We start from the raw sequence: 22,250 nt of genomic DNA on the forward strand, positions 1-22,250 counted from the left end.
GTTCTTCCCTCGGGTGCTGTCGCGGCCGGCGCGGGGAAACATCCTGTGATGAGGATTCTGGGGCGCGTGCGGATGACCGAGCCGGTGGTCTCCGACGCGGAGCGGGAGTTGTTCGGCGGTCCGCTGCGCTACGACATGGGCTGGTCCCAACACGAGCGTGCACCACTCGACCTGACCATGATGTCGGCTCTGCGCTCCATGCCGTCTCTGGTCGCCGCGACCTTGCGGATGGCCTGGAACGCGGACCGGAGAGCGTTGTCGGCTGTCGCGATCAGTGAGATCGGGCAGGGCATCACGGCTGCGGTCGGCCTGCTCGCGGTGAACGCCGTCATGCACGCCCTGCTGGGCTCGGGCGCGCCGGTCGAGCGCCTGCACGCGGTCCTGCCCGGCCTGCTGGCGGCGGCCGGAATCGCGGTGGTCAACTCCGCTCTGGCCGGATGGTCCACCTCACGGGCGGGGCGCCTTGAGCCCCTGGTCGAGCGGATCGCAACCACCCAGTACCTGGCCGCGGCCACGGCGGTCGAACTGGAGGCCATCGAGGACCCGGACTTCCGGCGGCTGATCGACGTCGCCCAGTTCGGTGCCGACTCCGCTCGCCGCATGATCGGTGCCTGCGTGGCCGCGGTGAACGGCACCCTCTCCCTGATCGCCACGGCCGGCGTGCTCACCGTCCTGCACCCGGCCCTGTTGCCGATGCTGATCCTGATCGCGGCGCCGCGTGGCTGGGGCGCCATGCGGGTGGCGCAGGAGCGCTATGTGTCGGTGATGAGCTGGATCGAGCATGTGCGGGCCAGCCGCCTCATCGGCAACCTGCTGACCGAGCGCACCGCCGCGCAGGAGGTGCGTATCCACGCCGTCGGCCCGTTCCTGCTCAGCCGGTACTGCCGCATGGCCGAGAGTGCCGAGGCCGAGCAGGGACGGCTGGCGTCCAGCAAGGCCGTGACCGAGTGGGTTGCCGCCGCTTTGTCGGGGCTCGCTCTGGCCGCCACGTACGGGACGATGTTCTGGCTGGTCATGAGCGGGCACATGAGCCTGGCGGTGGCGGGTACCGCCGTCATCGCCGTCCGTTCCGGCTCGGCGAGCCTGGGCACGCTGGTGATGAACGTGAACCAGTTGCACGAGGAATCCCTCTACATTCGCGATCACTCCCGCTTCCTGGACGAGGCGGCGAAACGTGCCATACCCGGCGGGGGCGAGGCTGTTCCGGCACAGGTGAAGCAGGTCGTCCTCGATCAGGTGACGTACCGCTATCCCGACCGGGAGACAGCCGCCCTGGACGGGGTGTCGCTCACCCTGCCCATGGGCTCGGTCACGGCCGTGGTGGGCGAGAACGGTTCGGGCAAGAGCACCTTGATGAAGGTCCTGTCGGGCCTGCTGCTGCCGCAGAGCGGGAGCGTGCTGTGGGGCGATGCCGAGTTGGCGTCCTTGGACCGCGCCCAGGTTTTCGACCGGGTCGCGCTGCTCACCCAGGACTTTCAACGCTGGCCCGTGACAGCCGCGTTGAACATCCGGCTGGGCCGGCCCTCGCACGAGGCCACCGCCGAGGACCTGCAGCCGTCCGTCGACTACGCGGGAGCCGACACAGTCATCGCGAAACTGCCCGACGGCATGCAGAGCCTGCTGGCACGGATGTTCCGGGGGGCCAGCGAACTCTCGGGCGGGGAATGGCAGAAGGTCGGTCTCGCCCGCACCCACTGGCGCAGCACCACGTCCACGGCGGACGGTGTCCTCATCGTGGACGAGCCCACCTCGGCGCTCGATCCGGAAGCCGAGATCACCGCGTTCAACCGCATCCGCCGCCTCGCCGCCCCCAACAGGGCCGTTGTCCTCGTCACCCACCGCATGTCCGGCGTCCGTCATGCCGACCGCATCTACGTCCTGCACGAGGGCCGACTGGCCGAACAGGGAAGCCACGACGAGTTGGTGGCGGCTCAGGGCCGCTACGCCGCGATGTTCGACGCCCAAGCCGCCCAGTACGCCCCGGCCCCGCCCCCCGTCCCTCCCATTCCGCACCCGTCCTCGACACCCGTCACAGACCCCGCCTGACCGGATGCCCTGGGCCTGCCTGCCCGCTCTCCGATGTGTGGCGGTGGAGAGGGGTGGCCGGTGCGTTCGGCCAGGGCTGGGCTGCGCACGTCAGGTCAGGTCAGAGGCCGCCGGTGTTGAGCAGCCGGTTGGGGGTGTCGGAGCGGACGCCGCGCAGGACACCAAGGGTGGCCGTGTGGTCGAGCCAGACGTGGACCTCGTGAGCCGTGGCGTGGGGGTGTGCCGACAGGTACAGCGCGATCACGCCGGTCGCGTGGGGCGCGGCCCAGGACGTCGCGCCGTCGTTCTCCGTGGTCGTTCCACCGCCGGCGAGGGCGGCGGTCACCTTCTGGCCGGGTGCGTACAGGTCGACGCAGCGTCCGTAGCCCGATCCGTAGGAGCCGCCGTCGCTCCACGGGCGGTCGTTCGAGGTGGAGGCCGCGACGACGATCGTGCCGGGGACGCCGGCCGGGGAGTGCTTGCAGGCGTCGTCATGGAAGTTTCCGGCCGACACCACCGTCGGGATCCCCGCGTCGACCATCTTCTTCACGGCGGCTTCCACGGCCGCCGACCGGTGGTCGAAGTTGAGCGACATGTTCACCACCGCCGGCTTCTGCGCGTGCGCGGTGACCCACTTGACCGACTTCACCACGGCCGCCTCGGCCGCCGCCGGGGAACCACCGCCCGCGCTCTCGCACAGGATGCCCTGGACCCGTACGAGGTCCGCCTTGGGCGCCACCCCGTACCTCGCCCCGCCGATGATGCCCGCGACGAACGTGCCGTGGCCGACGCCCGCCTCGTTGAAGCAGTCACCTGAGTCCTTCGGGCCCACGAAGTCGGCGCCGAGGTGGGCGCGGCCGCCGAACTCGTGGTGGGCGATGTCCATGCCGGTGTCGATCACGTAGACGTGAACACCCTTGCCCGTGGCGGTGGTGGTGAACTTGCCGTTCAGCGGGCGCGACCGCTGGTCCAGAGTGTCCAGGTTCCACGGTACGTGCCGGGTGACGGGCGCCGCCGCTGTCCGCGCGACCGCGGACAACTTCCCCCCGGCACCGGGAGACGTGGGCGCGGCCCCGGACGCGGCGTGCCCGAAGGGAGCCACGGACTCCCCCTTCCCCTTCCCCTTCACGTGCGCGGGGAGCGTCCCGCCGTTCCCCGCGGCCGCCGCGCCCGCTTCCCCACCGCAGGCCGAGGCCCCGAGTACCGTCGCCATGGCCGCCACCAACAGGCCGGCCTTCGTCACGTTCCGCGTCACAACGTCCCCCTATACCCCTGCTTCGTACACAGTCAGCGCACAAGACGACCACAAGGGGCGGGCGGTTCCGGCGGGGCCGACGAGAGGGGACAGATGTACGATTCGGGGCTGACTGGCCCACGTGTCGACGGCGGCTCGGTGACAGTGCTTCGAGGCTGTGCGCGGAGTTCGGTGAATTCGGTGAATTCGGCGAGCAGGGTGGTCCCGTCGCTTGACGCGCTCGTCACCGGTCCGCGCGCGTTCCGCGCCGCAGACGGCTTCGACCTTCGCGGGCATCAGCACGTCTGCGAAGGCCGTCCTCACGCGCACACGCCCGACAGACATCCTGGAACGGGCTCCAACCTGGGAAAATTCAGGTGCCCGGCAGGGACGGGCCGCCCTATCCTCGGACGGTTTGCAACCGTCCATCTGCCCCCTGATCGGACACCTCGTGAAGTCCTTGATTCCTGGCGTGCTGCGCGACGAGCCGCAGTTCGCCCGCCTGTTCGTCGGGCAGTCGCTTTCGGTGCTGGGCGACCGCGTCTCGTTCGTAGCCATCCCGTTCGCGGTGCTCTCGGTCAGCGGGTCCGCTTCCGACGTCGGGCTGGTGACGGCGTCGGGGCTGTTTCCCATGCTGCTGTTCGCCCTGGTGGGTGGCGTGTGGGCGGACCGTTTCCGGCGGCACCGCGTCATGCTGGTCTCCGATGTGGTGCGGTGTGCCGTGCAGGGGCTCATGGCCGCACTGCTGGTGACCGGTACTGCCAGGATTTCGTACCTCGTACCGCTCATGCTGGTGTTCGGCACGGCAGACGCGTTCTTCATGCCGGCTTCCACAGGGCTGTTGCCTCTGCTGGTCGGGCCTGACCGGTTGCGCGAGGCGAACGCCCTCCGGGGGTTCACCCAGTCGTCGACGCTGGTGCTGGGTCCGGCTCTGGCGGGTGGCCTGGTCGCGTTGCTCGGCCCCGGCGGGGCTCTGGCTCTGGACGCCTTGACCTTCGCCGCCAGTGCCGCGTTCCTGGCCCGGCTGAAACCTCGTAGCACGGCGGTTGAGACGGCGGAGCCCATCGCCGTGGGGACGTTCCTGAAGGAAGTGCGCGCCGGCTGGGTGCAGGTGCGCAGCCGGACGTGGGTGTGGTCGGGCATGGCCGCCATAGCCGTCTATCACGTTGTCGTGCTGCCTTCGGTGTTCGTGCTGGGGCCTGTCCTGGCCGAACGGGAGTGGGGCGGGGCGGCAAGCTGGTCGACCGTGACCGCGGGCTTCGGCATCGGCTCCATCGCCGGAGACATATGCGCCTACCGGCTGAAGGTCCCGCGTCCCATGGTCCTCGCCGCCGCAGGGCTCGCCGTGGCGTCCTGCCAGGCGATCATCATCGGCTCCGGCACCTCAATCGTCTTGATCACGATCCTCGAAGCGGTCACCGGTGTCGGCGTCTCCCTCTTCTTCGTCCTGTGGGAGACCGCGCTGCAGACGCACGTGCCCGAAGCCGCCCTGTCCCGGGTGAGTTCCTACGACTACCTGCTGTCCGCCGGACTCATGCCGCTGGGTCTCGTACTGGCCGGTCCGGTGTCCGACGCGCTCGGTGTGCGACCCACCCTCTACGCCATGACGGTCCTCGGGGTTCCCGCTGCCCTCGCGCTGCTCTTGGTCCCAGCAGTACGACGCCTCCCGGCACACGCCACGGACCCGGCGAACGACGGCGTCCTCGCCGCCTCGGAGGCAAGCCTGCTGTGAGAGCGGTCAGCCGAGCGGCCCGCTGCCGCGGTGCCAGTCACTCCCGTCGCCAACGACCAGGCGTTCGCAGGATCACTGCTCCGACTACGCCCGGGGGCTCAACCCGCACGACGCGACCCTGTGGGGCGACGGCGGCCTGCGGACGTTGATCAGCGGGTCGGTTGGCGGCCTCCCGACGTTGATCAGCGGGTCGGGAACGACGTCAGAGCGAGATCCCACTCGTCGGCTGCCTGAAGCAGCGCAGCGGTATCCGCCTGGACCTCCACCGAGTACTGGTAGATGGCCGCTCTGTCACCGCGTTGCCGCCATGGGGGTGCCGCTTCCAGGGACAGGTGGAGGCGAATCACCGCCCCCGCCTCGCTTCGGTCGTATCGGTTCCCCTGAACTGTGGCGAACTGATAGCGCAGCAGGCGAAGTTCGACACTGCATGCATGTTCGATGCGAGGGAATCACGGGGCGGATCCTGCGCGTGATGTGGTCAGAGGGACGCCAACCAGTCCGAGGTCTCGTCGGAGTGCCGGAAGCGGAGGGTGTCGAGCGGTGCGAAGCCGGGGTCGAGGGTGCGGCGCTCGACTTCGTCGTGGCGGGCACGGTGTTGCGACCAGGACCACCAGACCGGGTGGTCACGCCGCAGCCATTCTCTCCAGGTCTCCCGGTTGCCGCCGAAGACGACCTCGCGTGTGACGGTACGCCGGATGGACCGGCGCAGGACTCGGGGCATGACGACGTGCCGGGGGTAGTCCAGCCAGATCACGGTGTCGGCCCGGGTCCACAGCAGATCGCGGACTTCCGGGTACCCGATCGAGTCGACGATCCAGCGAGGCCCGGCGGCGATCCTCGACACGTCCTCGGTCAGCTTGTCGTTCACGGCCCAGCCGGGCCCGTTGAAGTACAGCGCGTCCATCTCGTGGTACGGCAGGCCGAGGCGGCTGCTCACGACCCGGGCGAGAGTGGACTTGCCCGAGCCGGTGACTCCCACCACCAAGATCCGTTCCATCCGGGCACCCTACCCTCGCGGAAGTGGATCAAGGGGACCGTGCTGTGTGCGGTACGGGTCATGTGATGCTGGCCCCGTGACTGATCAACGCGAGATTGTCGTCGTCCGCTGGCCAGGTCAGGGCCCTTCCGCGATCGAGTTGGCCGAATTGTTGGCGGCCTACCATCTGCGGACGGAGGCCGAGAAGGGCCGGCCTGTTGTCGATGTGGACGGCCTGCCGGACCGCTACCGAGCGGAAATCCTGGACCCGCGGGGTGCGTTCCTCGACGGTGTCGTGCTGGTGGCGCTGAACGGCGACACAGCCGTGGGCTGCCTGGTGCTCACCGCCCCCGTGGACGGGCGGTCAGAGGTCAAGAGGCTCTGGACGGATCCGGCATTCCGGAGCCGCGGCGTCGCGTCCGGCCTGGTCGGCGCAGCGCTCGCGCACTCCGCGGAAAACGGCGTCAGCACGGTACGGCTGTCGGTGTGGAAGTGGCGGACAGGCGCCATCGCCCTGTACGAGCGGCTCGGCTTCACCGTCGTCGCATCGTGGGAGGAGCGGGATCAACTGGTGTGCATGGAGCGTGCCGTGTGAGTGGCCACAGCCACTCGTTGACGATCGCTGTGACCAACACACGCGGTTGCGGTTGCTTCGTATGTGTGTGAGCGACCGCAGCGCCTTCATGACCATCGCCAAGGCGGCCGCGCCGCTCTATGTGACCATGCTCGCGGCCTCGGCGGGCTCTCTCGTCGACACCGCGCTCCTGGGCCGCCATGCCACCGTCTCACTGGCCGCGTTCGCCGTGACGGTGGCCGTCTTCAGCCCGGCCACCGCCACCGTGGCGGGTGCGCTCCGCGGGGTGATGCCGTTCGTCGCACCGCACCGCGACGCCCCCGGGACTCTGTTGCCACTGGTGCGCAGCGGTATGTGGCTGGCGTTCGCCGTGGGCGGGGTCTGTGCGGCGGCGGTGGCGGCCGTGCCTTTGCTCGGCGGACTGTTCGGAGTACAGCCCGGAGTCCTCTCCCAACTCGGCGCGTTCCCTTGGATGCTGGCGGGCAGCGTACTGCTGATCGCGGTCGGCCAGTCGGCGACGTCCGTACTGGTCGCGCTGGGCCACTCTGCCCAGGTAATGCGGTCGGGGCTGATGGGCACCGCGGTGTCGGTGACCCTGTCGGTGCTGCTCGTCGGAGGCCCGGGACCGTTGCCAGGCTACGGGCTGACCGGGGCGGGCCTGGCCATGCTCGCCTCCAGCCTGGTCGGTACCAGCCTCAACCAGTACGCGCTGCGCCGCCGCACGGTGCTGGCCGGCCGGCGGATACGACCCGGTCGGCCGGATCCGCACGAGATCCTGCGGCTGGCCCGGGTGGGAATCCCACTCGGTGGAACCGTGCTCGTCAAGTTCTCGGTGCTCGGAGTACTCACCTTCGCGGCCGCCCGGATCAGCCCCGGCAGCGCCGCCGTGCACAGCGTGTCCGAATCGCTGGTGAACGTCGTCTTCACGGCGGCCGTCGCGGTCGGCCAGGCCACGGTCCCGTTGATCGCCGAATTCGCCGAGGCACGGGACACCGTACGCATCCGGCGCAGTGTGTGGGCCGGAATCCGGGTGGCGCTGTGCGCGGTCACCGTACTCGGGGCCGTACTGGTCATGCTGCGAGGCCCGTTGGTGGGCCTGTTCACCAGGACGCCTGAGCTGGAGGATCAGGTGATCCGGCTGTTGCCGCTGATCCTGGCGGTGGTGGTCACCGACGCCCTGCAGGCGGTGGCGGGCTTCGGCCTCGTCGGGCTCAAACGCGCAGGACCGAGCCTGGTGTCCACCGTGGTGTGGTTCGGGATCCTGGCCGCCCTGTCCGTGCCGGTCGCCGACAGCGCCGGGCTGCCCGGCCTGTGGTCCGCCCTGGCTTGCGCGAACCTGCTCCAGGCCGTCACCAAGCTGGTGTCCTTCATGCGTCATAGCGCCCTGATCCGCGCGGCTCTCCCATCGACAGCGCCGGCGCGAAGCGTCGACGCCGTGCCAGGAACGAGCCAGGAACGCTGAACTTCACGCCCCGCCCGGTCCCGCCCGGTTCCGCCCCGCCGAATGCGCCTCACCGCCTGGGTGGTTCGGGTCGGGCATGCGCGACCATGAGGGGATGGACGCTCGTTTTGTCGGCATCGGTGAACTGGTCGAGGCCCCTTCCGTAGCGGTCGTGGTCGACGTCATGCGTGCTTTCACGGTGGCTGCCTGGGCATTCGACCAAGGGGCAGAGAAGATCGTTCTCGCTGAGTCGCTGGACGAAGCCCTGGCGCTCAAGACCCGCCATCCGGACTGGGTGGCCCTCAAGGACGGTCCACCCGCGCCCGGGTTCGACCTCGTCAACTCGCCGGGCCTGCTGCGGTCCGTCGACCTCGGCGGACGGACCGTTGTACAGAAGACCACCGCGGGAACGGTCGGCGCCCTCGCGGTCAAGGAGGCGTCGCTGGTGCTGTGCGCCAGTTTCGTGGTGGCCGAGGCGACGGCTCGGCTCTTGCGGGCACGCGAGTGTGTCAGTGTCACGTTCGTGGTCACCGGCGAGGATGGACGGGCCGATGAGGATCTGGCGTGTGCTCAGTACATCGCCCGGACGGTCACCGCGGCGGGGACGGACGCGGCCGGGTTCCTCCGCCGCGCCCGCGAGTCCCGCGCCGCCGCCGAGCTGGCCGAGGGGGTGCGGCAAGGGGTCCATCCCGATGACATCGCACTCTGTCTTGAGCTCGACCGGTTCCCCTTCGCCATGGTGGCGACCTCGGAGGACTCGCTCCTGGTCCTCCGCCCGTGCGCCGTCCCTTCGTTGACCGACAAGGTTCGAGCGGATCGCTGATGAGGTCCGACTCTCGCGGTGCGAGAGCCGACACCTCGCTACTGGACGTTCGAGTGCCCACGAAGATGGGCTCCGAGTGAGTGGGCCAGCTCGTCGGCCTGGGCTGCCGTCACCGGCTCCTGCTCCGGATGGCGGAGCAACTTGAAGACGCCAGGCCCCCGGTGTTCTGGTGGCAGGTCCTCCATGCGCGGCACGATGTGGAAGTGCACGTGCGCGAAGCCCTCGGCCTCGGCGAACTGGACGACGTAGGTCTTCAGGCAACCAGTCACACTCCGGAGAGCCTGTGAGAGCCTGACCTGCCACACTCCCAGGGCAGTTGCCTCCGCCGCGGTGAGGTCATGGACCGCGACGACGTGGCGCCGGGGCAGCAGCACCAGCCAGCCGCGCACCGCGGTGTCGAAGACGTGGGCCACACGCCAGAGTTGGTCATGTGCCACGCGCTCGCGTGGTGGGAGGTCGTCGAACTCCGCTTCCCTGCCGCATGCGTAGCAATCGGGAGTCACCATGAACCGAGATCGTAGAACTGCCGTTGGCCCGCTGCCAGTTCGTCGCCGACCACCGGCGCGGGCAGGGCGTGACGGAGCGGGCGTCGCACGTGATGCCTTCCCGTGGCGCGACCGGGAACGTCACCGTGAGGGAGGGCTGCCGCGGGCGGGCTCGGCGTCCGGTGACAACGGACCCGAGACGTTTGCCGACGAAGTCGGACCGACGCCGAAACCGCGTGCCCGCCCCGGCGGCCGTCGTGTTCTCAGCGCGCGAACTTCGCGATGGCGGCCGGCGTGACGGGGGTGAAGAAGTTGACGAGGTTGCCGTCGGGATCGCGGAACAGGAGCGCGCGGTTGCCCCAGGGCATCGTGGTGGGTTCGTTGACGAAGTCCTCCACGAAGCCGGTCAGGTTCTTGTACACACTGTCCACGTCGTCGACAAGGAATTCGAGGATGACGCTGTGGTTGTCCGCCGGGCGGGCGGAGCCGGGAGCGAACAGGGGCACGGTGCGGGTGCTGCCGATCGCGAGGGTGCCCGAGGCGGTCCTGAGTTCGGCGAAGTCCTCGTTGGCCCACTCGGCGGGCACTCCGGTGGCACGCTCGTAGAAGTTGACGAGGCGGGTGACGTCGCCCGTGATGATGCGGATCGAGACAAGTTCCATGGTTCTCTCCTGGTCCGTCGGTCCTTCCGATCGCACGCTACGACGAATACCGGGCGGAATCCGCCCGGTATATGCGGGAGACTTCCGGGCATGGCCCGCCCCATCGCCCGCGTGCTCACCCTGCTGGAACTGCTGCAGTCGGGCAGCACACGGACCGTGACCGAACTCGCTGATCGGCTCGACGTCGACGAACGCACCGTGCGGCGCTACGTCGGTCACCTCGTCGACCTCGACGTGCCGGTCGAGTCGGTGCGCGGCCGCTACGGCGGCTACCGGCTCGCCCCCGGTTACCGCATGCCACCTCTCATGCTGAGTGACGACGAAGCGCTCGCCGTGCTGTTCGGCCTGGTCGCGGGCCGACGGGCCGGCCTGGCCACGGACACGGCGAGTGAGACGGCCGCGGCCAAGATCCGACGAGTGCTGCCCGACCGGCTGCGCGGGAGACTCGACGCCGTGCTCGGCTCCCTCGCCTTCACGGACCGTGCCGGCGAGGCGGTCGCCCCGGAATCCGCGGTCCTGCTCGCGATCGCCGACGCGGTGAACCATCACCGGCCGATCTCGATCCGGTACACCGCCGTCGACGGCCGGCGCAGCGAGCGCACGCTGCACCCCCACGGGGTCGTCGCCCACGCGGGCCGGTGGTACGTCACGGCCACTGATGTCACGGCCGGCGAGGACCGGACGTTTCGGCTGGATCGCGTCACCGGGGCAAGGACCCTGCCCGGCTCGTTCGAACCACCCGCCGGACTCGACCCGGCGAAACGCGTACTGACCGGGCTCGCCACAGCCCCGTACCAGCATGAGGTGACCCTGCGGATCCAGGGGACGGCCGAGCAGATCCACACCCGGCTTCCCGCGAGCGTCGCAATCGTGCAGGAACTCCCTGCCCCGAGCGGCGCGGCTCCGGAGACCGAACGCTGGTCCCGCGTCGAACTGCGGGTGGAACGGCTCGACTGGCTGCCCGCTGTCCTCGCGTCGCTGGACCTGCCCTTCGTCATCGAACGCCCGGACGAACTCCGCGGCCTCGTCGAGGCCCTCGCCGAACGGCTCACGAAGTCCGCCCGGCGAAGGTGCGGAACGGAGTGAGCGGACGGGCCATGAGATCGTTCTGAGGTGCGGGGCCTGAGGTCGACGGCAGACTGAGCGCAATCTTGATCATGGAAAAGCTGAGCCTCGGGAGAAGTCGATGTGGGAGACCCTCTACGACACCGCGGTCCTCGCCATCGTGGCCGAGCCACTCCTTCGCCTGATACGGAGGCAATGGCACCGGAGGCGTATCTCCCAGGCGGTCGCCACACTGAATCGTGGGGAAGACACCCGAATCCGCTGTGCCGCACGATTTCGTAACTCTGGCGGAAGTCGCCATCGCGCTCACCTGACGGTGACGACGGAAGGTGTCTTCCTTTCCACCGTTGACAGCGCGGTCACGGAACTCCGGCTCGGGACTCCACACACCGGTGTCGAAGTCGTCGCCGAGCTGTCGATGCTGGTGTGCGACATATCCGGACGACAGCTCGAAGTCCTGCTTCCGGCCGAGGAGGACCGCCTCTTCGAGGCCTTGGTGGCCAGGTTCCTGGGCCACAGCGACGAACACGCCGCTCCCACGGATACCGTCCCAAGATCCGATTCGGTGGGATCGGGATCGTACGGCCGTCCTCCCTCACGTAAGGGCGACGATCCGACTACCGGCTCGGGACTGATAGGGGCAGCCCGAACGCGGGGAGCACCTTGTCGTCGAATCGGGTCATGGCGCAGATCCGATCGCCGGACAGAGTGAGGACGTAGAGGCCGACCCCGTGGCTGGCGCCGTTGGCATCGCGCAGGTAGGCCCCGAATGCCGGCTGGCCGTTGGCTCGCGACGGGACGAGGTCGAACCTCCGGCCGGCGTCGAAGATGGCGCCGCAGAACCGCGCCACGACGTCTCGACCCTTGTACTCGAAGGGAATCGGTGGCATCGACACGAAGACGTCGTCGGTCAGGAGGGCCACCAGCGCACCCATGTCGGCCGACTCCCACGCATGGACGAACTTCGCCACGATCGCGTCCTCGGCGGGCGAGCCGACGGCCGGAGGTGGTTCGTGGCCCGCCGTCGGCAGCAGCCGACTCCGCAGGCCGGCGCGGGACCGTTTGAGTGCGCTGTTGACCGATGCGACGGTCGAGTCCAGCATGTCGGCCACCTCGCTCGCCGGGAACCCCAGCACATCGCGCAGGATGAGCACGGCGAGCTGGCGGGGCGGCAGGACCTGAAGGGCGGTCACGAAGGCCAGCGAGATGGATTCGGTCTGCTCGTAGCGGGCCTCCGGGCCGAGCGGCACCTCGCCCGCGCCCTCCAGGAGGGCGCCGGGAAGCGGCCGCAGCCAGGGGACCTCACCGAGCCAGGTCGGCTCGGGCCATTCGTCCCCCACGTCCACGCCCCACTCCTTGGCCGGGCGCCGAGCGGCCGCGCGACGTTCGTCGAGACAGCGATGGGTGGCGATCCGGTACAGCCAGGTGCGCAGCGAGGCGCGTCCTTCGAACCCGCCGAGGCTCTGCCAGGCGGTCAGCAGCGTGTTCTGAAGGGCGTCCTCAGCGTCCTCGAAGGATCCGAGCATGCGATAGCAGTGCACCTGCAGCTCCCGAAGGTAGGGCTCGGCCAGTTCCCGGAACGCCTGCCCGTCCCCGGCCCGCGCCCTCGCCATCAGATCGGCTGCCACCATCCTCACCGTCACCCTCTTCCCGCGTCGCGCCGCACTTCCATCCTGTACAGGCGTCGACCCAGGGGCGAACTGGGCGGTCGGCGGGCGACCAGTTTCCCGGCGCCGCGACGCCTGTACCTACGTGACCGACGACGACGTCGGCTCGAAGGAGGATCGACATGGGAAAGATCGTGATGAGCGGACCGCAGAACGTCTCGCTCGACGGAGTGGTCCAGGACCCGGACGGTGCGGAGGGCTTCGAGCTGGGCGGCTGGTTCGTCCAGTTCGGCGGCAGCGATCTCGAAGAGTGGAACAAGATCGCGCTGGAGGAGGCGCTGCGCGCCGAGGCATGGCTGCTGGGTCGCAAGAGCTACGAGTTCTTCGGGGCGCGATGGCGGCCCCGCGCCGGCGAGCTCGCGGACCGGCTGAACAGCATGCCCAAGTACGTCGTGTCGTCGACACTCGATGAGCCCGACTGGAACAACACGACGGTTCTGAGGGGCGATGTGTTGACCGAGGTCTCGAAGCTGAAGCAGGAGCTGGACGGAGAGATCGTCGTCCCTGCCAGCTATCGGCTCGGGCACACCCTGATCGAGCACGATCTCGTCGACGAGGTGCGGCTGGCCGTCTTCCCGGTCGTGCTCGGGGCCGGCGAACGGTTCTTCGGCGAGGCCTGTGGCAGGAAGGCCATGCGGTTGGTCGACAACCGGACGATCGGTGACGGCCTGGCCTTCCTCACCTACGAGTTCGTCCAAGACGCCTGAGGAGCCTGTCGTTTGGATCAGGTCGGCCTCGCTCAGGGCGCCTTGTGGGCCCCCGGCGACGCGGGACGTGATCCAGGCGACAGGTCCATGCCTTCTCCCAAGTGGCCTTGCCCTGGGGGCCGTTGCGTCGCGTCTGGTGCGCGGACTCGTCCAGGTCCCGTCCCGTCGATCTCGGCCATCCAACGTCACACTCCGATGAAGGTCACCGTTTCCGTCATGTCCGCCCGCCCGGTACGCAGCCTTGGCACGCCTTCCTTCTCAAATCCCACCGAGATGCCGCAGAACAGCACGAGCTCGCCCTCGGCTCCGACTGCTCGGCTGACGGTGGTGCGGTACATGGTCCACATCACCTGGGGGCAACTGTGCAACCCTTCCGCCCTCAGCAACAGCATCACCGTCTGCAAGTACATCCCCGCGTCACCCCACTGGCCGGGCCCCATCGTCCGGTCGAGGTAGCAGAACAAGACGACCGGCGCCCCGAACGCCTCCGAGTTCAAGGCAGCGATCTTCTGAGGCCGGTCGGGGTCGTCCCGCTCAATCCCCAGCGCTTCGTACCGCTGAGCCGCCGCGGCAGAGAAGCGGTCCAGATAGGGCGAGGTCAGTTCGTCCGGGTACATCGGATACTCCCGCTCATCACCCGGGTCTCCCGCCAGTGCCCTGGCGGTCGCATACCCCTTCAGCTCAGCCAAGGGTTCGCCGGTCACGACATACATGTGCCACGGCTGGAGGTTCCCACTGGATGGAGCCCGCGTCGCTGCGGTCAGCACTCGTTCGAGCACCTCCTTGGGCACCGCCTCATCGCTGAACGCCCGCACGGCCCGGCGACTGTCCACGGCCTCATACACATCCATGTCTTCGCGTCCTCTCATTCAACCGGGGCCCCTGCACCGTATTCAGCGGTCAGCACTGAGCATCCGCGGCCTGACCGACGTCCCGACGATCAGTCCAGTCGTTGACAGGACCGTGGGAGACGGAGGTGATTGGTCTTGATCAGGCAGGACGGAATACTGGCGAGGTGCTGCGCCCATAGTTCGATCTGCCGTCTCGGGAGCGTGTTCAGGTGCGAGATCTTCTGCCAGGGCTGTCGCCGGAATTCCGATCGCGGCCCGCCACCGCTGACGACACCGGTGACATCGTTCGCTTGGTCGCGGCCTGCGAGCGCGAGCTCTTCGGGCGGGTACGGGCCGATCTCGGCCGCATCGCCGCCGACCTGGCAAGACCTGGCCTGGTTCCGGAGACGGACACCCGTCTGGTCCATGACCGGGCGGGGCAGTTGGTGGCGCGGGCCTGGGTGAACCGGCGCTCCGAGGTGGACGTCCACCCCCAGCACCAGGGCCGTGGCCTGGGTGGTGTGCTCCTGGCCTGGGCCGAGACCCGAGCCAGACAGGCGGGCAGCGCGCGCATCGTCCAGACCGTCCCGGACGACGACACGAACGCCGTCCGGCTGCTGCGCTCGCGCGGATACGAGCCGATGGTGACCCAGTGGCTTCTGGAGTACCTCATGCCGGAGGAGCCCGCTCTACCCGAACCTCCGGCGGGCATCCTCGTTCGGCCGTTCCGCGCCGGCGACGAACACGGCGCACACCGGCTCGTCGAGGATGCCTTCGACGAATGGTAGGAGCGGCGCCAGACCTACCAGGAGTGGGCCCGGCACACGGTCGGACGTCCCACCTTCGCCCCCGCGATGTCAGCGCTGGCGTTCGCCGACGGTCAACCGGTGGGTGCCGCGCTCTCGCTGGACCTCCCGGACACCGACGAGGGCTACATCGAGCAGGTCGCGGTGCGCCGCGACCACCGCAGCAGGGGCATCGCCCGCCTCCTGCTCCAGAACGCTTTCCACGCCTTCTACGAGCAGGGTCGGCGGGCCTGCACCCTCGGGACGCACTCGGACACCGGCGCCTTGAACCTCTACCTGCGCGTCGGAATGACGGTCCGGCACAGTTCCACGGTCTTCAGGAAGGACCTGTGAGACGAGCACGTCGCCGAGCCGGCCGCTGATCGGTGCTTGCTCGACGGGCTCGGCAGCAGCCCGCGACCGGCCCGAGCACCAGGAGCGGCGTCACGGAGCCGGGATCGGCTGAGTGAGGTTCACCGGGTTGCCGTCGGGGTCCTGGATGTGGGCGACGCGTTGTCCCCACGGCATGTCGTTGGGGCCGCCGCTGACCGAGCCGCCCAGCGCCGTCACCCGGCCGAGGGTCTCGTCGACGTCGTCGACAGCGATGCTGAGCAGGATCCGCGGTGCCGCCCCGGTCCCCAGGTCCGTCCTGGCCACCAGCCCGAGGTCGGTGTCGCCGATGCGCAGGCCGAGGTAGAAGGCCGGGCCTTCCGCCGGTACCCGGAAGATCTCCTCGGCGCCGAACAATTTCGTGTAGAAGCCGCGCAGGACGTCGTGGTCGGCAGTGATGATCACTGGCTGGATGGTGGACATGGCACTCCTGTCGAGAACGGTCGCGTCACTGGGTAGACCGTTCGACGACTCTGAACTCATCGGCGAACCGCCCCGCGCAACGATCCGCACCCCGGACTGCCGCCCGCGCCCAGTACGAGCGGCCCCGAACAGGGTCACACCACCGCCGCCGACCAGCCACTTCGAGATGGCGCGGTTTCGATGGTCCTGCTCGCTCGCCCACTCGCCCTCTGTGGCGCGTGGACGACAGGCCAACTACGGTGGCGCGATGGATGGACGGGCGCGACTGCTGACACGGGGCTGCACGACCGGGTGGGGCGACTGGATCCACGGAGAGCTGTGGCTGCTCCCGTCCTTTCTGGTCCGCCGGCGGCTCGGGTTCACCGCCACCGTCGCGAACAGCAAGGGCCCGACGGTGACCATGCCGCTGCCGGAGGCGGACGTCACCGCTGCTGCCACCGCGCAGATCCGGGCGGAGCACCGGACCAACGCCACGTGATCCCGCTGGCCGGCATAGCCTCCGCCCGTCTCCGCCGCGGCATCACCGCCGACCGCCTCGCCCTGCACATGCAGGACGGAAGCCAGCACAAACTCCTCTGGCTTCCCGCAGATCCCGCCTACGCCGTCCTCGCGCGCGAACTCGCTCCCTGGCTCCGCTGACTCAGACTCACCAAGACGGTCCTTCGCGGTCCGTCGCCCGCAGGGGACGCCGGTGGCGACGAACCGCGGTACGGGTGGCGTGGCCGCTCCCGCCGCTGCCGACCGCAATCCGCTCGCGCGCTCAACCGCCTTACGGCGAGAATGCCATGGCCATTGATCATTCTGAGGAGCTTTGCCATGAGCAGCAGTCCGCAGCACGCCCACGCCGGCCTGGACGGGCTGGTGATGGGGGACGCCTTCGGCGACGGTTGGTTCACGCGGTCCGACGAATGTGCCGAGGAACTGTGGGCCGCGCGGAACCTGCGTCCTGCGCCATGGCTGTGGACGGACGACTCCGCCATGTCGTTCGTGCTGTTCGCCCATCTCGTGGCCCATGGGGAGATCCGTCCGGACGACCTGGCACGGGAGTTCGCCGCCGAGTACGACCGCGACCCCGGGCGCAAGTACGGCCCGTCCATGCACGGCGTGCTGCGTCGTATCGGCGAGGGCGAGAGCTGGCAGGCCGTCACCACGGGGCAGTTCGGCGGACAGGGTTCCTACGGCAACGGCGCCGCGATGCGGGTCGCCCCGCTGGGCGCGTGGTTCCGGGACGACCTCACGGCAGTCGTCGAGCAGGCCCGGTTGTCGGCCCTGACCACCCACGCGCACACGGAGGCTGTCGCGGGGGCCGTGGCCGTAGCGGTCGCCGCCGCGCTGGCGGCCTCCAGCGCGGGTCAGGACGCCCCACCGCGCGCGGAGTTCCTGCGCGAGGTCGCGTCGCACGTGCCCGAGAGTGACGTTCGCTCCGGGCTGCGGGTGGCCGCGAACTTCCCCGAGCGCACTTCGGTGCGTCACGCGGCGTCCGTGCTGGGCTCGGGGACGCTGATCTCGGCTCCGGACACAGTGCCGTTCGCCCTGTGGTCTGCCGCAGGGCACCTCGACGACCTGCCCGAGGCGCTCTGGCAGACCGTGGCCGGGTGGGGCGACCGCGATACGACCTGCGCCATCGCGGGAGGCGTCGTCGCGAGTCGCACGGGCACGGACGGCATCCCGGCCGCCTGGCGGCAGGCCCGCGAGGACATCCCGGCCTGGAGCCGCTGGGATTCTCGCGCGACTGTCCGCTAGGAGCTCCGGGCGTGCCGGCACGGGGGTGGTGGTGACCCAAGGCGGTCGGTGACGTCGTCGCCGGCCGCCTTGTCGGAGGGCCCGCTGGGAACCCTGACGAAATGACTCGACCGCGCCCCAAATCACTGGCCGGCTGAGCGGACGTACGTCAAGATCGCTTCATCTTCGTGGAGGCGACCTGGCGATGGCTGAACGGTTGGATCTGGCTCTGTTGTGTGATGACGAGGGCAACTGTGTTCGCATCACGGTGCTCGGGCCTCTGCGGGGTGTGGCTGGAGGGCTTGCCGCGGAGATCGTCGTCGACACGCCGTTCGTGAGCGGCCGGGTGGATCTCGCGTTGTGGCGGTCGCGTCTGGTCTCGTGGGGCGAGGCTCTGGATCGTCTTGAGGCCGGCGAGGACATCGCCTGGTTGCAGGTACAGCGTGGCCCCTCCGTCTTCATCCACCTGGACGGGCAGCGTGACTGCCCCGAGGTTGTGGTCGAGGACGTTCTCGTCTCGATGGCGGCCGTGCGAGTGCCGATCGACCTGCCGGCCGACTGGATCGAAACTCATCGGCACCTGCTCGCCTCCGTACTCAGCGCTTGGGACGATCACCTGTCACCGGAGTGAGAGCGGTTTCCGCCGGCAGATGACCGAGCACGACCTCGGGGCGGCGTCGGGGTCGGCCGCGCTTGCCTACGGTGACGGTCTTCCCGGGCCGGAGGAGCTCAACATGTACGTGCGGGCCACGAGGGCGGGGGACACCGTCGTCAGCGGGGCCCGCTTCTTCGCACCGGACTGGGAGGACCGGGGCTGACGCCGCGGTCCTGTTCCTCGTCCGGCGGAACCCCCGGACGAACGGCCTGGAGCCGGTCGCAGCCACGGCCCGGGGTGCTGACCGATCTGGCTCCACCGGGCGGGCGCCGGGCGCGGTGCGGGTCCTGTTCGCGCCGCACCGGCCCGTTCCCGGGGGAGCGGCCGAGGACGGCGGGCGGTCACGTGGGCGGGGCCGCCTTCGCGTTCCAGTCGATGTGGTGGTCGTACTGCCAGGCCATCTTCTCCGGGTTGATCAGCTTCATGGCCGTCGGCATCATGAGGTCGCGCAGTACGCGGCCGAGCGGGCCGGCGGTCTTGTTGCTGTTCGTGCGGGCGCCGAGCTTGATGATGCGTTCGACGCGGGGACGGCGCAGTCGTTCGTACGCCGCGAAGGCCTGCTGGTAGGGCAGGTCCCTGAGGCAGCGCGCGAGTTCGACGGCGCTTTCGGCGGCGATGGAGGCGCCCTGACCGGAGCTGGACGAGGCGGCGTGGGCCGCGTCGCCGATCAGGGTCATGCGGCCGCGGGTCCAGGTCGCGACCCCGCGCATGTTCTCCATCGGTCCGGTGATGAGGAGTTGTCCGGCATCGGTACGGCTGATCATCTCAAGGGCCGGGGTGCGGTCGTCGGCGAAGACGGTCCGCAGGGTGCGCATCCAGGCGTCAGCGCCGATCGCCTGGGCCTCGGCGACCGTCATCGGGGCCCGGTGGGGCAGGTTCGCGAACCACACCGCCGAGGAGTCGTCGAAGACCTGGTAGCCGAAGAACGCGCGCTTGCCGAAGCACATGTACATGATGCCGTCGGTGGAGGGCATCCCCGATCGGTGCATCCGTGCTCCGAAGCAGACCAGGCCGCCGTAGTTCGGCTGGGGTGCGGCCGGGTCGATCAGGGAGCGGACGGTGGAGCGGATGCCGTCGGCGCCGATGAGGATGTCGGCGCTCGCGTGCGTGCCGTCCGCGAAGCGCGCGGTGACGCCGGAGCCCGTGTCGGTCGCGCCGGTCAGCCGCTTGCCGTGGTGGACGGGGACCGAGCGGCGCTCCGCCTCGTCGTAGATCGCGCGGTAGAGCTCGGCACGCCAGACGAACTGCAGGGAGGGGAGGCGGGAGGGCGGGGCGAACCGTGCGAGATCTCTGCCCGTCCAGCTCCGCAGGCCCATCGCGGCGACCGGAGTTCCGATGGCGCGGACGATGTCGCCCGCGCCGATCGCGTCGAGGGCGTCCTGGCCGTTCGGGGCGATGGTCATGCCGCCTCCTACCCCGTCGGCCGTGGAGTCGTACGCCTCGTGGACGGAGGCCTCGATGCCTGCTTCGCGGAGGGCCATCGCGGCGATCGGGCCCGCGATACCGCCGCCGATGACCAGTGCGGTGCGGGCGTGGTCAGTGCCGGTCATGACTCGTGCCCCTCGCCGGCTGGTCGATCGTCGGTACGCCGCCGGCCCTGTGGGCGTGGCGCACATCCTGGACGTACGCACGGGAGAACATCGCCGACAGGATCGCGATGCCGCCGCGGTGGACCCGGATCTCGCTGTTCGTCGCCGATCCGGACAGGTGGATACGGCGGCCGGCCGGCTTGGCGTCGTCGGACGAGGGCCGGGAGTCCTTGATCTTGCCGCGGGCCGTCCACCGGAGGTTCCAGTGGTCGACGGTGGTGTCGTCGTCGACGAGCAGTTTGACCATGGCCCGCTCCATGTCGAGGTGGATCTCGACATCGTCGGGAAGGCCGGGTGAACGGAGATCGAGGACAGCGGCGCCGTGGCGGGCCTTGACCTCGAAGCGGCCGGCCTCGGTCCAGTTGCCCAGGTGCTTGACGAGGCCGTGGTCCGAGTGGACGCGCTCGGTGAGTGACATCTCGATGGTTCCTTTCGGAGTGGTGTCAGGGCGACCATTCGATAGTTGCACTGAAACTAGTCTCTCGTCAACTAGTACTTCTGGGGCTATGATCGAGTGCATGACCCCATCCGCTCCCCGCAGCTCCCCCCTCGCCCTGACCGTCCTGGCCCTGCTGCACTACAAGCCGCTGCACCCGTACGGCATCCAGCGGCTGGTCAAGGACTGGGGCAAGGAGCAGGTCGTCAACGTCAGACAGCGCGCGAGCCTGTACCGGACGATCGAGCGGCTCAACGGCGACGGACTGATCGCGGTCCGCGAGACCGGGCGCGATCAGCAGTACCCCGAGCGGACGGTGTACGAAGTCACCGACGCCGGGCGCGAGACCACCCGCGCCTGGCTGGAGGAGATGCTCTCCACGCCCAAGCAGGAGTTCCCGGAGTTCCCGGCCGCCCTGTCGAACCTGCTGCTGCTCACTTCGCAGGACATGGGAGACGTACTCGAACGGCGGGCCGACGCCCTCGCGGAGAAGCTCGACGGGCTGGAATCGGCCATGGCCGCGGAGGCGGAACAGGGGCTGCCGCGCATCACCCGCCTGGAGACCGAGTACCTGCGGGCCGTGACGGCGGCGGAGCTGGAATGGGTGCGCACGGTGGTCGACGACCTACGGGCCGGCAGGCTCTCATGGTCGAAGGAGCAGTTGGACGCCCTCGCGTCGGCGTCGGCGGAGCAGTGACCCCGCCCGCGGTCCCCCTCGACGACGTACCGCGGCTTGTCACGACCGCCGATGTCCGGCGCTCCCCCACTGTTACCGTCACGCCATGTCCAAGATCGAGATAGACGTCCTGACCGCCGAGTTCTTCGGTGCCTTCGACAACCGCGGCGGCAAGGCCGCCGACGTGGCCCGGATCCGCCGGCTGGTCCTTCCCGGTGGCGTGATCGTCAAGACCGGCCCGGAGTTCACGGTCTACACCGTGGACGAGTTCATCGAGCCGCGACGGCTGCTGCTGGGCAACGGTCGGCTGGTCGAGTTCTCCGAGTGGGAGACCTCTGAACGGACAGAGATCGCGGGCGATATCGCGTCGCGGTTCGGCGAGTACCGGAAGTCCGGGATCTTGGACGGTGAGCCGTTCGAGGGAGGCGGGACCAAGACCATCCAGTTCGTCCGCACCTCGGACGGCTGGCGGATCGCGGCGTTCTCCTGGTACGACCAGCCCTGACCGTGCGGACGCTCCGGCCGCGGCCGGCCCGCAGCGTGATCGCACCCTTGCCTCGGCGGTGAACTCCGGCCAGCAGTAGGCCACTTCACGGTCCAGGTCGAGGATTCCGTCCTGGACGAGGGTGGATGGCACAACCGCGCGTGCCGTCTCCCGCGTTCCCGCGTTCCCGCATTTCCGCGTTCCCACCCAGCGACTCTGCTGGAGCAAGCGCCAAGCCCCCGGGGCCGGTTGGCCCGGGGAATGTCGGAACCTGCGGCCATGAGCCACTGCGCGTTCGGTGGCTCGACCGCCTGTTAGCGTGCGCGGATGGAAGATCTGGGGTCCGTGGCGTGGCCGCCCGAGCCGATCAGGACCGAGAGGCTCGTGCTCCGCGAGGCCGAGGCGCGGGACCGTGCGGGGTTCATCGACCTGCTGGCATCGCCGGAGGTGCACACCTACCTCGGCGGACCCCGGCCGCGTCACGCGCTTGAGCGCGAGTTGTCCGGGGTGCCCGAGCGGTGGCCCGGGAGCTTCGTCGTTGATCTCGACGGGTCGATGATCGGCCAGATCCTGCTCAGGAGAACCACGGGGCACAGTCGCCCGGCTGCCGCGGGGAAGGCCGATCTCGGCTACCTGTTCCTGCCGCGCGCGTGGGGGTTCGGCTACGCCGCCGAGGCGTGCGCTGCGGCACTCGGCTGGCTCGCCGGTGCGCTTCCCGGCGAGTCGGTGATGCTCACCACCCAGACCGCCAACGTCGGCTCGATGCGTCTCGCGGCGAAGCTGGGGTTCACCGAGGTGGAGCGGTTCGAGGCCTGGGGCGCCGAGCAGTGGCTCGGCATGCGGTCCCCGGTCACGCCGTCCGGTTGAGT

27 protein-coding genes are annotated in these 22,250 nt (G+C 69.5%); 17 read left to right on the forward strand and 10 right to left on the reverse strand.

The annotated features are described in order from the left end of the window. Positions 1-48 precede the first annotated feature (48 nt). Positions 49-2,046 carry an ABC transporter ATP-binding protein gene (locus tag OHT01_RS02370; protein WP_328551400.1) on the forward strand — a complete coding sequence of 666 codons (1,998 nt, stop codon included), beginning with the start codon at positions 49-51 and terminating at the stop codon, positions 2,044-2,046. Positions 2,047-2,146: 100 nt separating this feature from the next. Here the strand turns inward: OHT01_RS02370 and OHT01_RS02375 are convergent, their stop codons facing one another. After that, positions 2,147-3,280, reverse strand: coding sequence for a S8 family peptidase (locus OHT01_RS02375; RefSeq protein WP_328551401.1), 1,134 nt, complete (start codon positions 3,278-3,280; stop codon positions 2,147-2,149). Positions 3,281-3,674: 394 nt separating this feature from the next. On the opposite strand from OHT01_RS02375, the gene OHT01_RS02380 reads away from it, so the two are divergent. Then, positions 3,675-4,991: an MFS transporter gene (locus OHT01_RS02380; RefSeq protein ID WP_328551402.1), complete on the forward strand. Its 1,317-nt coding sequence runs from the start codon at positions 3,675-3,677 to the stop codon at positions 4,989-4,991. 478 nt (positions 4,992-5,469) lie between these two features. Here OHT01_RS02380 and OHT01_RS02385 read toward each other — a convergent pair whose 3' ends face one another. Then, positions 5,470-5,988 carry an adenylate kinase gene (locus OHT01_RS02385; protein ID WP_328551403.1) on the reverse strand — a complete coding sequence of 173 codons (519 nt, stop codon included), beginning with the start codon at positions 5,986-5,988 and terminating at the stop codon, positions 5,470-5,472. Positions 5,989-6,064: 76 nt separating this feature from the next. On the opposite strand from OHT01_RS02385, the gene OHT01_RS02390 reads away from it, so the two are divergent. From OHT01_RS02390 to OHT01_RS02400, 3 genes are all read left to right on the forward strand, one after another. Beyond that, positions 6,065-6,562 (forward strand): GNAT family N-acetyltransferase, encoded by a 498-nt coding sequence (locus OHT01_RS02390; protein ID WP_328551404.1) that lies wholly within the window; start codon positions 6,065-6,067, stop codon positions 6,560-6,562. A 67-nt stretch (positions 6,563-6,629) separates the two neighbouring features. Next, positions 6,630-8,003 (forward strand): MATE family efflux transporter, encoded by a 1,374-nt coding sequence (locus OHT01_RS02395; RefSeq protein ID WP_328551405.1) that lies wholly within the window; start codon positions 6,630-6,632, stop codon positions 8,001-8,003. A 94-nt stretch (positions 8,004-8,097) separates the two neighbouring features. After that, positions 8,098-8,805: a 2-phosphosulfolactate phosphatase gene (locus OHT01_RS02400; protein WP_328551406.1), complete on the forward strand. Its 708-nt coding sequence runs from the start codon at positions 8,098-8,100 to the stop codon at positions 8,803-8,805. 38 nt (positions 8,806-8,843) lie between these two features. On the opposite strand, the gene OHT01_RS02405 is transcribed toward OHT01_RS02400, so the two are convergent. After that, positions 8,844-9,311, reverse strand: coding sequence for an HIT family protein (locus OHT01_RS02405; RefSeq protein WP_328551407.1), 468 nt, complete (start codon positions 9,309-9,311; stop codon positions 8,844-8,846). Between the two features lie 242 nt (positions 9,312-9,553). Next, positions 9,554-9,952 carry a VOC family protein gene (locus tag OHT01_RS02410; protein WP_328551408.1) on the reverse strand — a complete coding sequence of 133 codons (399 nt, stop codon included), beginning with the start codon at positions 9,950-9,952 and terminating at the stop codon, positions 9,554-9,556. Between the two features lie 90 nt (positions 9,953-10,042). Here OHT01_RS02410 and OHT01_RS02415 point away from each other — a divergent pair, with 90 nt between their 5' ends. Beyond that, positions 10,043-11,038, forward strand: coding sequence for a helix-turn-helix transcriptional regulator (locus OHT01_RS02415; protein ID WP_328551409.1), 996 nt, complete (start codon positions 10,043-10,045; stop codon positions 11,036-11,038). Here OHT01_RS02415 and OHT01_RS02420 read toward each other — a convergent pair. Continuing rightward, positions 11,001-11,546, reverse strand: coding sequence for a hypothetical protein (locus OHT01_RS02420; RefSeq protein ID WP_328551410.1), 546 nt, complete (start codon positions 11,544-11,546; stop codon positions 11,001-11,003). The two genes, OHT01_RS02415 and OHT01_RS02420, sit on opposite strands and share 38 nt — an antisense overlap. Before the next feature lie 88 nt (positions 11,547-11,634). Next, positions 11,635-12,648 carry a sigma-70 family RNA polymerase sigma factor gene (locus OHT01_RS02425; RefSeq protein WP_328551411.1) on the reverse strand — a complete coding sequence of 338 codons (1,014 nt, stop codon included), beginning with the start codon at positions 12,646-12,648 and terminating at the stop codon, positions 11,635-11,637. Positions 12,649-12,806: 158 nt separating this feature from the next. On the opposite strand from OHT01_RS02425, the gene OHT01_RS02430 reads away from it, so the two are divergent. Further along, on the forward strand, positions 12,807-13,391 hold the full coding sequence (locus OHT01_RS02430; RefSeq protein WP_328551412.1) for a dihydrofolate reductase family protein: 585 nt from the start codon (positions 12,807-12,809) through the stop codon (positions 13,389-13,391). A gap of 185 nt (positions 13,392-13,576) precedes the next feature. On the opposite strand, the gene OHT01_RS02435 is transcribed toward OHT01_RS02430, so the two are convergent. Next, complete coding sequence (locus tag OHT01_RS02435; RefSeq protein ID WP_328551413.1) at positions 13,577-14,242, reverse strand: nitroreductase; 666 nt, start codon at positions 14,240-14,242, stop codon at positions 13,577-13,579. Between the two features lie 290 nt (positions 14,243-14,532). Between OHT01_RS02435 and OHT01_RS02440 the strand changes: the two genes are divergently transcribed. Then, positions 14,533-15,009 (forward strand): GNAT family N-acetyltransferase, encoded by a 477-nt coding sequence (locus OHT01_RS02440; RefSeq protein WP_328551414.1) that lies wholly within the window; start codon positions 14,533-14,535, stop codon positions 15,007-15,009. A gap of 66 nt (positions 15,010-15,075) precedes the next feature. Then, positions 15,076-15,360 (forward strand): GNAT family N-acetyltransferase, encoded by a 285-nt coding sequence (locus OHT01_RS02445; RefSeq protein ID WP_328551415.1) that lies wholly within the window; start codon positions 15,076-15,078, stop codon positions 15,358-15,360. A gap of 90 nt (positions 15,361-15,450) precedes the next feature. Here the strand turns inward: OHT01_RS02445 and OHT01_RS02450 are convergent, their stop codons facing one another. Beyond that, on the reverse strand, positions 15,451-15,819 hold the full coding sequence (locus OHT01_RS02450) for a VOC family protein (RefSeq protein ID WP_328551416.1): 369 nt from the start codon (positions 15,817-15,819) through the stop codon (positions 15,451-15,453). Between the two features lie 247 nt (positions 15,820-16,066). Between OHT01_RS02450 and OHT01_RS02455 the strand changes: the two genes are divergently transcribed. The 5 genes from OHT01_RS02455 (at position 16,067) to OHT01_RS02475 (ending at position 18,359) form a co-directional block, all read left to right on the forward strand. Beyond that, complete coding sequence (locus tag OHT01_RS02455; RefSeq protein ID WP_328551417.1) at positions 16,067-16,297, forward strand: hypothetical protein; 231 nt, start codon at positions 16,067-16,069, stop codon at positions 16,295-16,297. Beyond that, entirely contained in the window at positions 16,294-16,458 is a 165-nt protein-coding gene (locus tag OHT01_RS02460; RefSeq protein WP_328551418.1) for a hypothetical protein, read from the forward strand. The genes OHT01_RS02455 and OHT01_RS02460 overlap by 4 nt, the downstream gene beginning before the upstream one ends. A gap of 177 nt (positions 16,459-16,635) precedes the next feature. Further along, positions 16,636-17,562, forward strand: coding sequence for an ADP-ribosylglycohydrolase family protein (locus OHT01_RS02465; RefSeq protein ID WP_328551419.1), 927 nt, complete (start codon positions 16,636-16,638; stop codon positions 17,560-17,562). A 184-nt stretch (positions 17,563-17,746) separates the two neighbouring features. After that, positions 17,747-18,172 (forward strand): DUF5959 family protein, encoded by a 426-nt coding sequence (locus OHT01_RS02470; RefSeq protein ID WP_328551420.1) that lies wholly within the window; start codon positions 17,747-17,749, stop codon positions 18,170-18,172. Positions 18,173-18,191: 19 nt separating this feature from the next. Further along, a complete protein-coding gene (locus OHT01_RS02475; RefSeq protein ID WP_328551421.1) occupies positions 18,192-18,359 on the forward strand; it encodes a hypothetical protein in 168 nt (55 codons plus the stop codon). A gap of 178 nt (positions 18,360-18,537) precedes the next feature. On the opposite strand, the gene OHT01_RS02480 is transcribed toward OHT01_RS02475, so the two are convergent. Continuing rightward, positions 18,538-19,746, reverse strand: coding sequence for an FAD-dependent oxidoreductase (locus OHT01_RS02480; RefSeq protein WP_328551422.1), 1,209 nt, complete (start codon positions 19,744-19,746; stop codon positions 18,538-18,540). Beyond that, entirely contained in the window at positions 19,733-20,203 is a 471-nt protein-coding gene (locus OHT01_RS02485) for a hypothetical protein (RefSeq protein ID WP_328551423.1), read from the reverse strand. Before OHT01_RS02485 ends, OHT01_RS02480 begins: the two co-directional genes overlap by 14 nt. A 100-nt stretch (positions 20,204-20,303) precedes the next feature. Between OHT01_RS02485 and OHT01_RS02490 the strand changes: the two genes are divergently transcribed. The 3 genes from OHT01_RS02490 to OHT01_RS02500 all read left to right on the forward strand — a co-directional run bounded on the left by OHT01_RS02490 (position 20,304) and on the right by OHT01_RS02500 (position 22,248). Continuing rightward, on the forward strand, positions 20,304-20,918 hold the full coding sequence (locus tag OHT01_RS02490; protein WP_328551424.1) for a PadR family transcriptional regulator: 615 nt from the start codon (positions 20,304-20,306) through the stop codon (positions 20,916-20,918). Positions 20,919-21,003: 85 nt separating this feature from the next. Then, entirely contained in the window at positions 21,004-21,402 is a 399-nt protein-coding gene (locus OHT01_RS02495; protein ID WP_328551425.1) for a DUF4440 domain-containing protein, read from the forward strand. A gap of 306 nt (positions 21,403-21,708) precedes the next feature. Beyond that, positions 21,709-22,248: a GNAT family N-acetyltransferase gene (locus tag OHT01_RS02500; RefSeq protein WP_328551426.1), complete on the forward strand. Its 540-nt coding sequence runs from the start codon at positions 21,709-21,711 to the stop codon at positions 22,246-22,248. Positions 22,249-22,250 lie beyond the last annotated feature (2 nt).

Origin of the sequence: Streptomyces sp. NBC_00358 (assembly GCF_036099295.1) — a bacterium.
Lineage (GTDB): Bacteria > Actinomycetota > Actinomycetes > Streptomycetales > Streptomycetaceae > Streptomyces.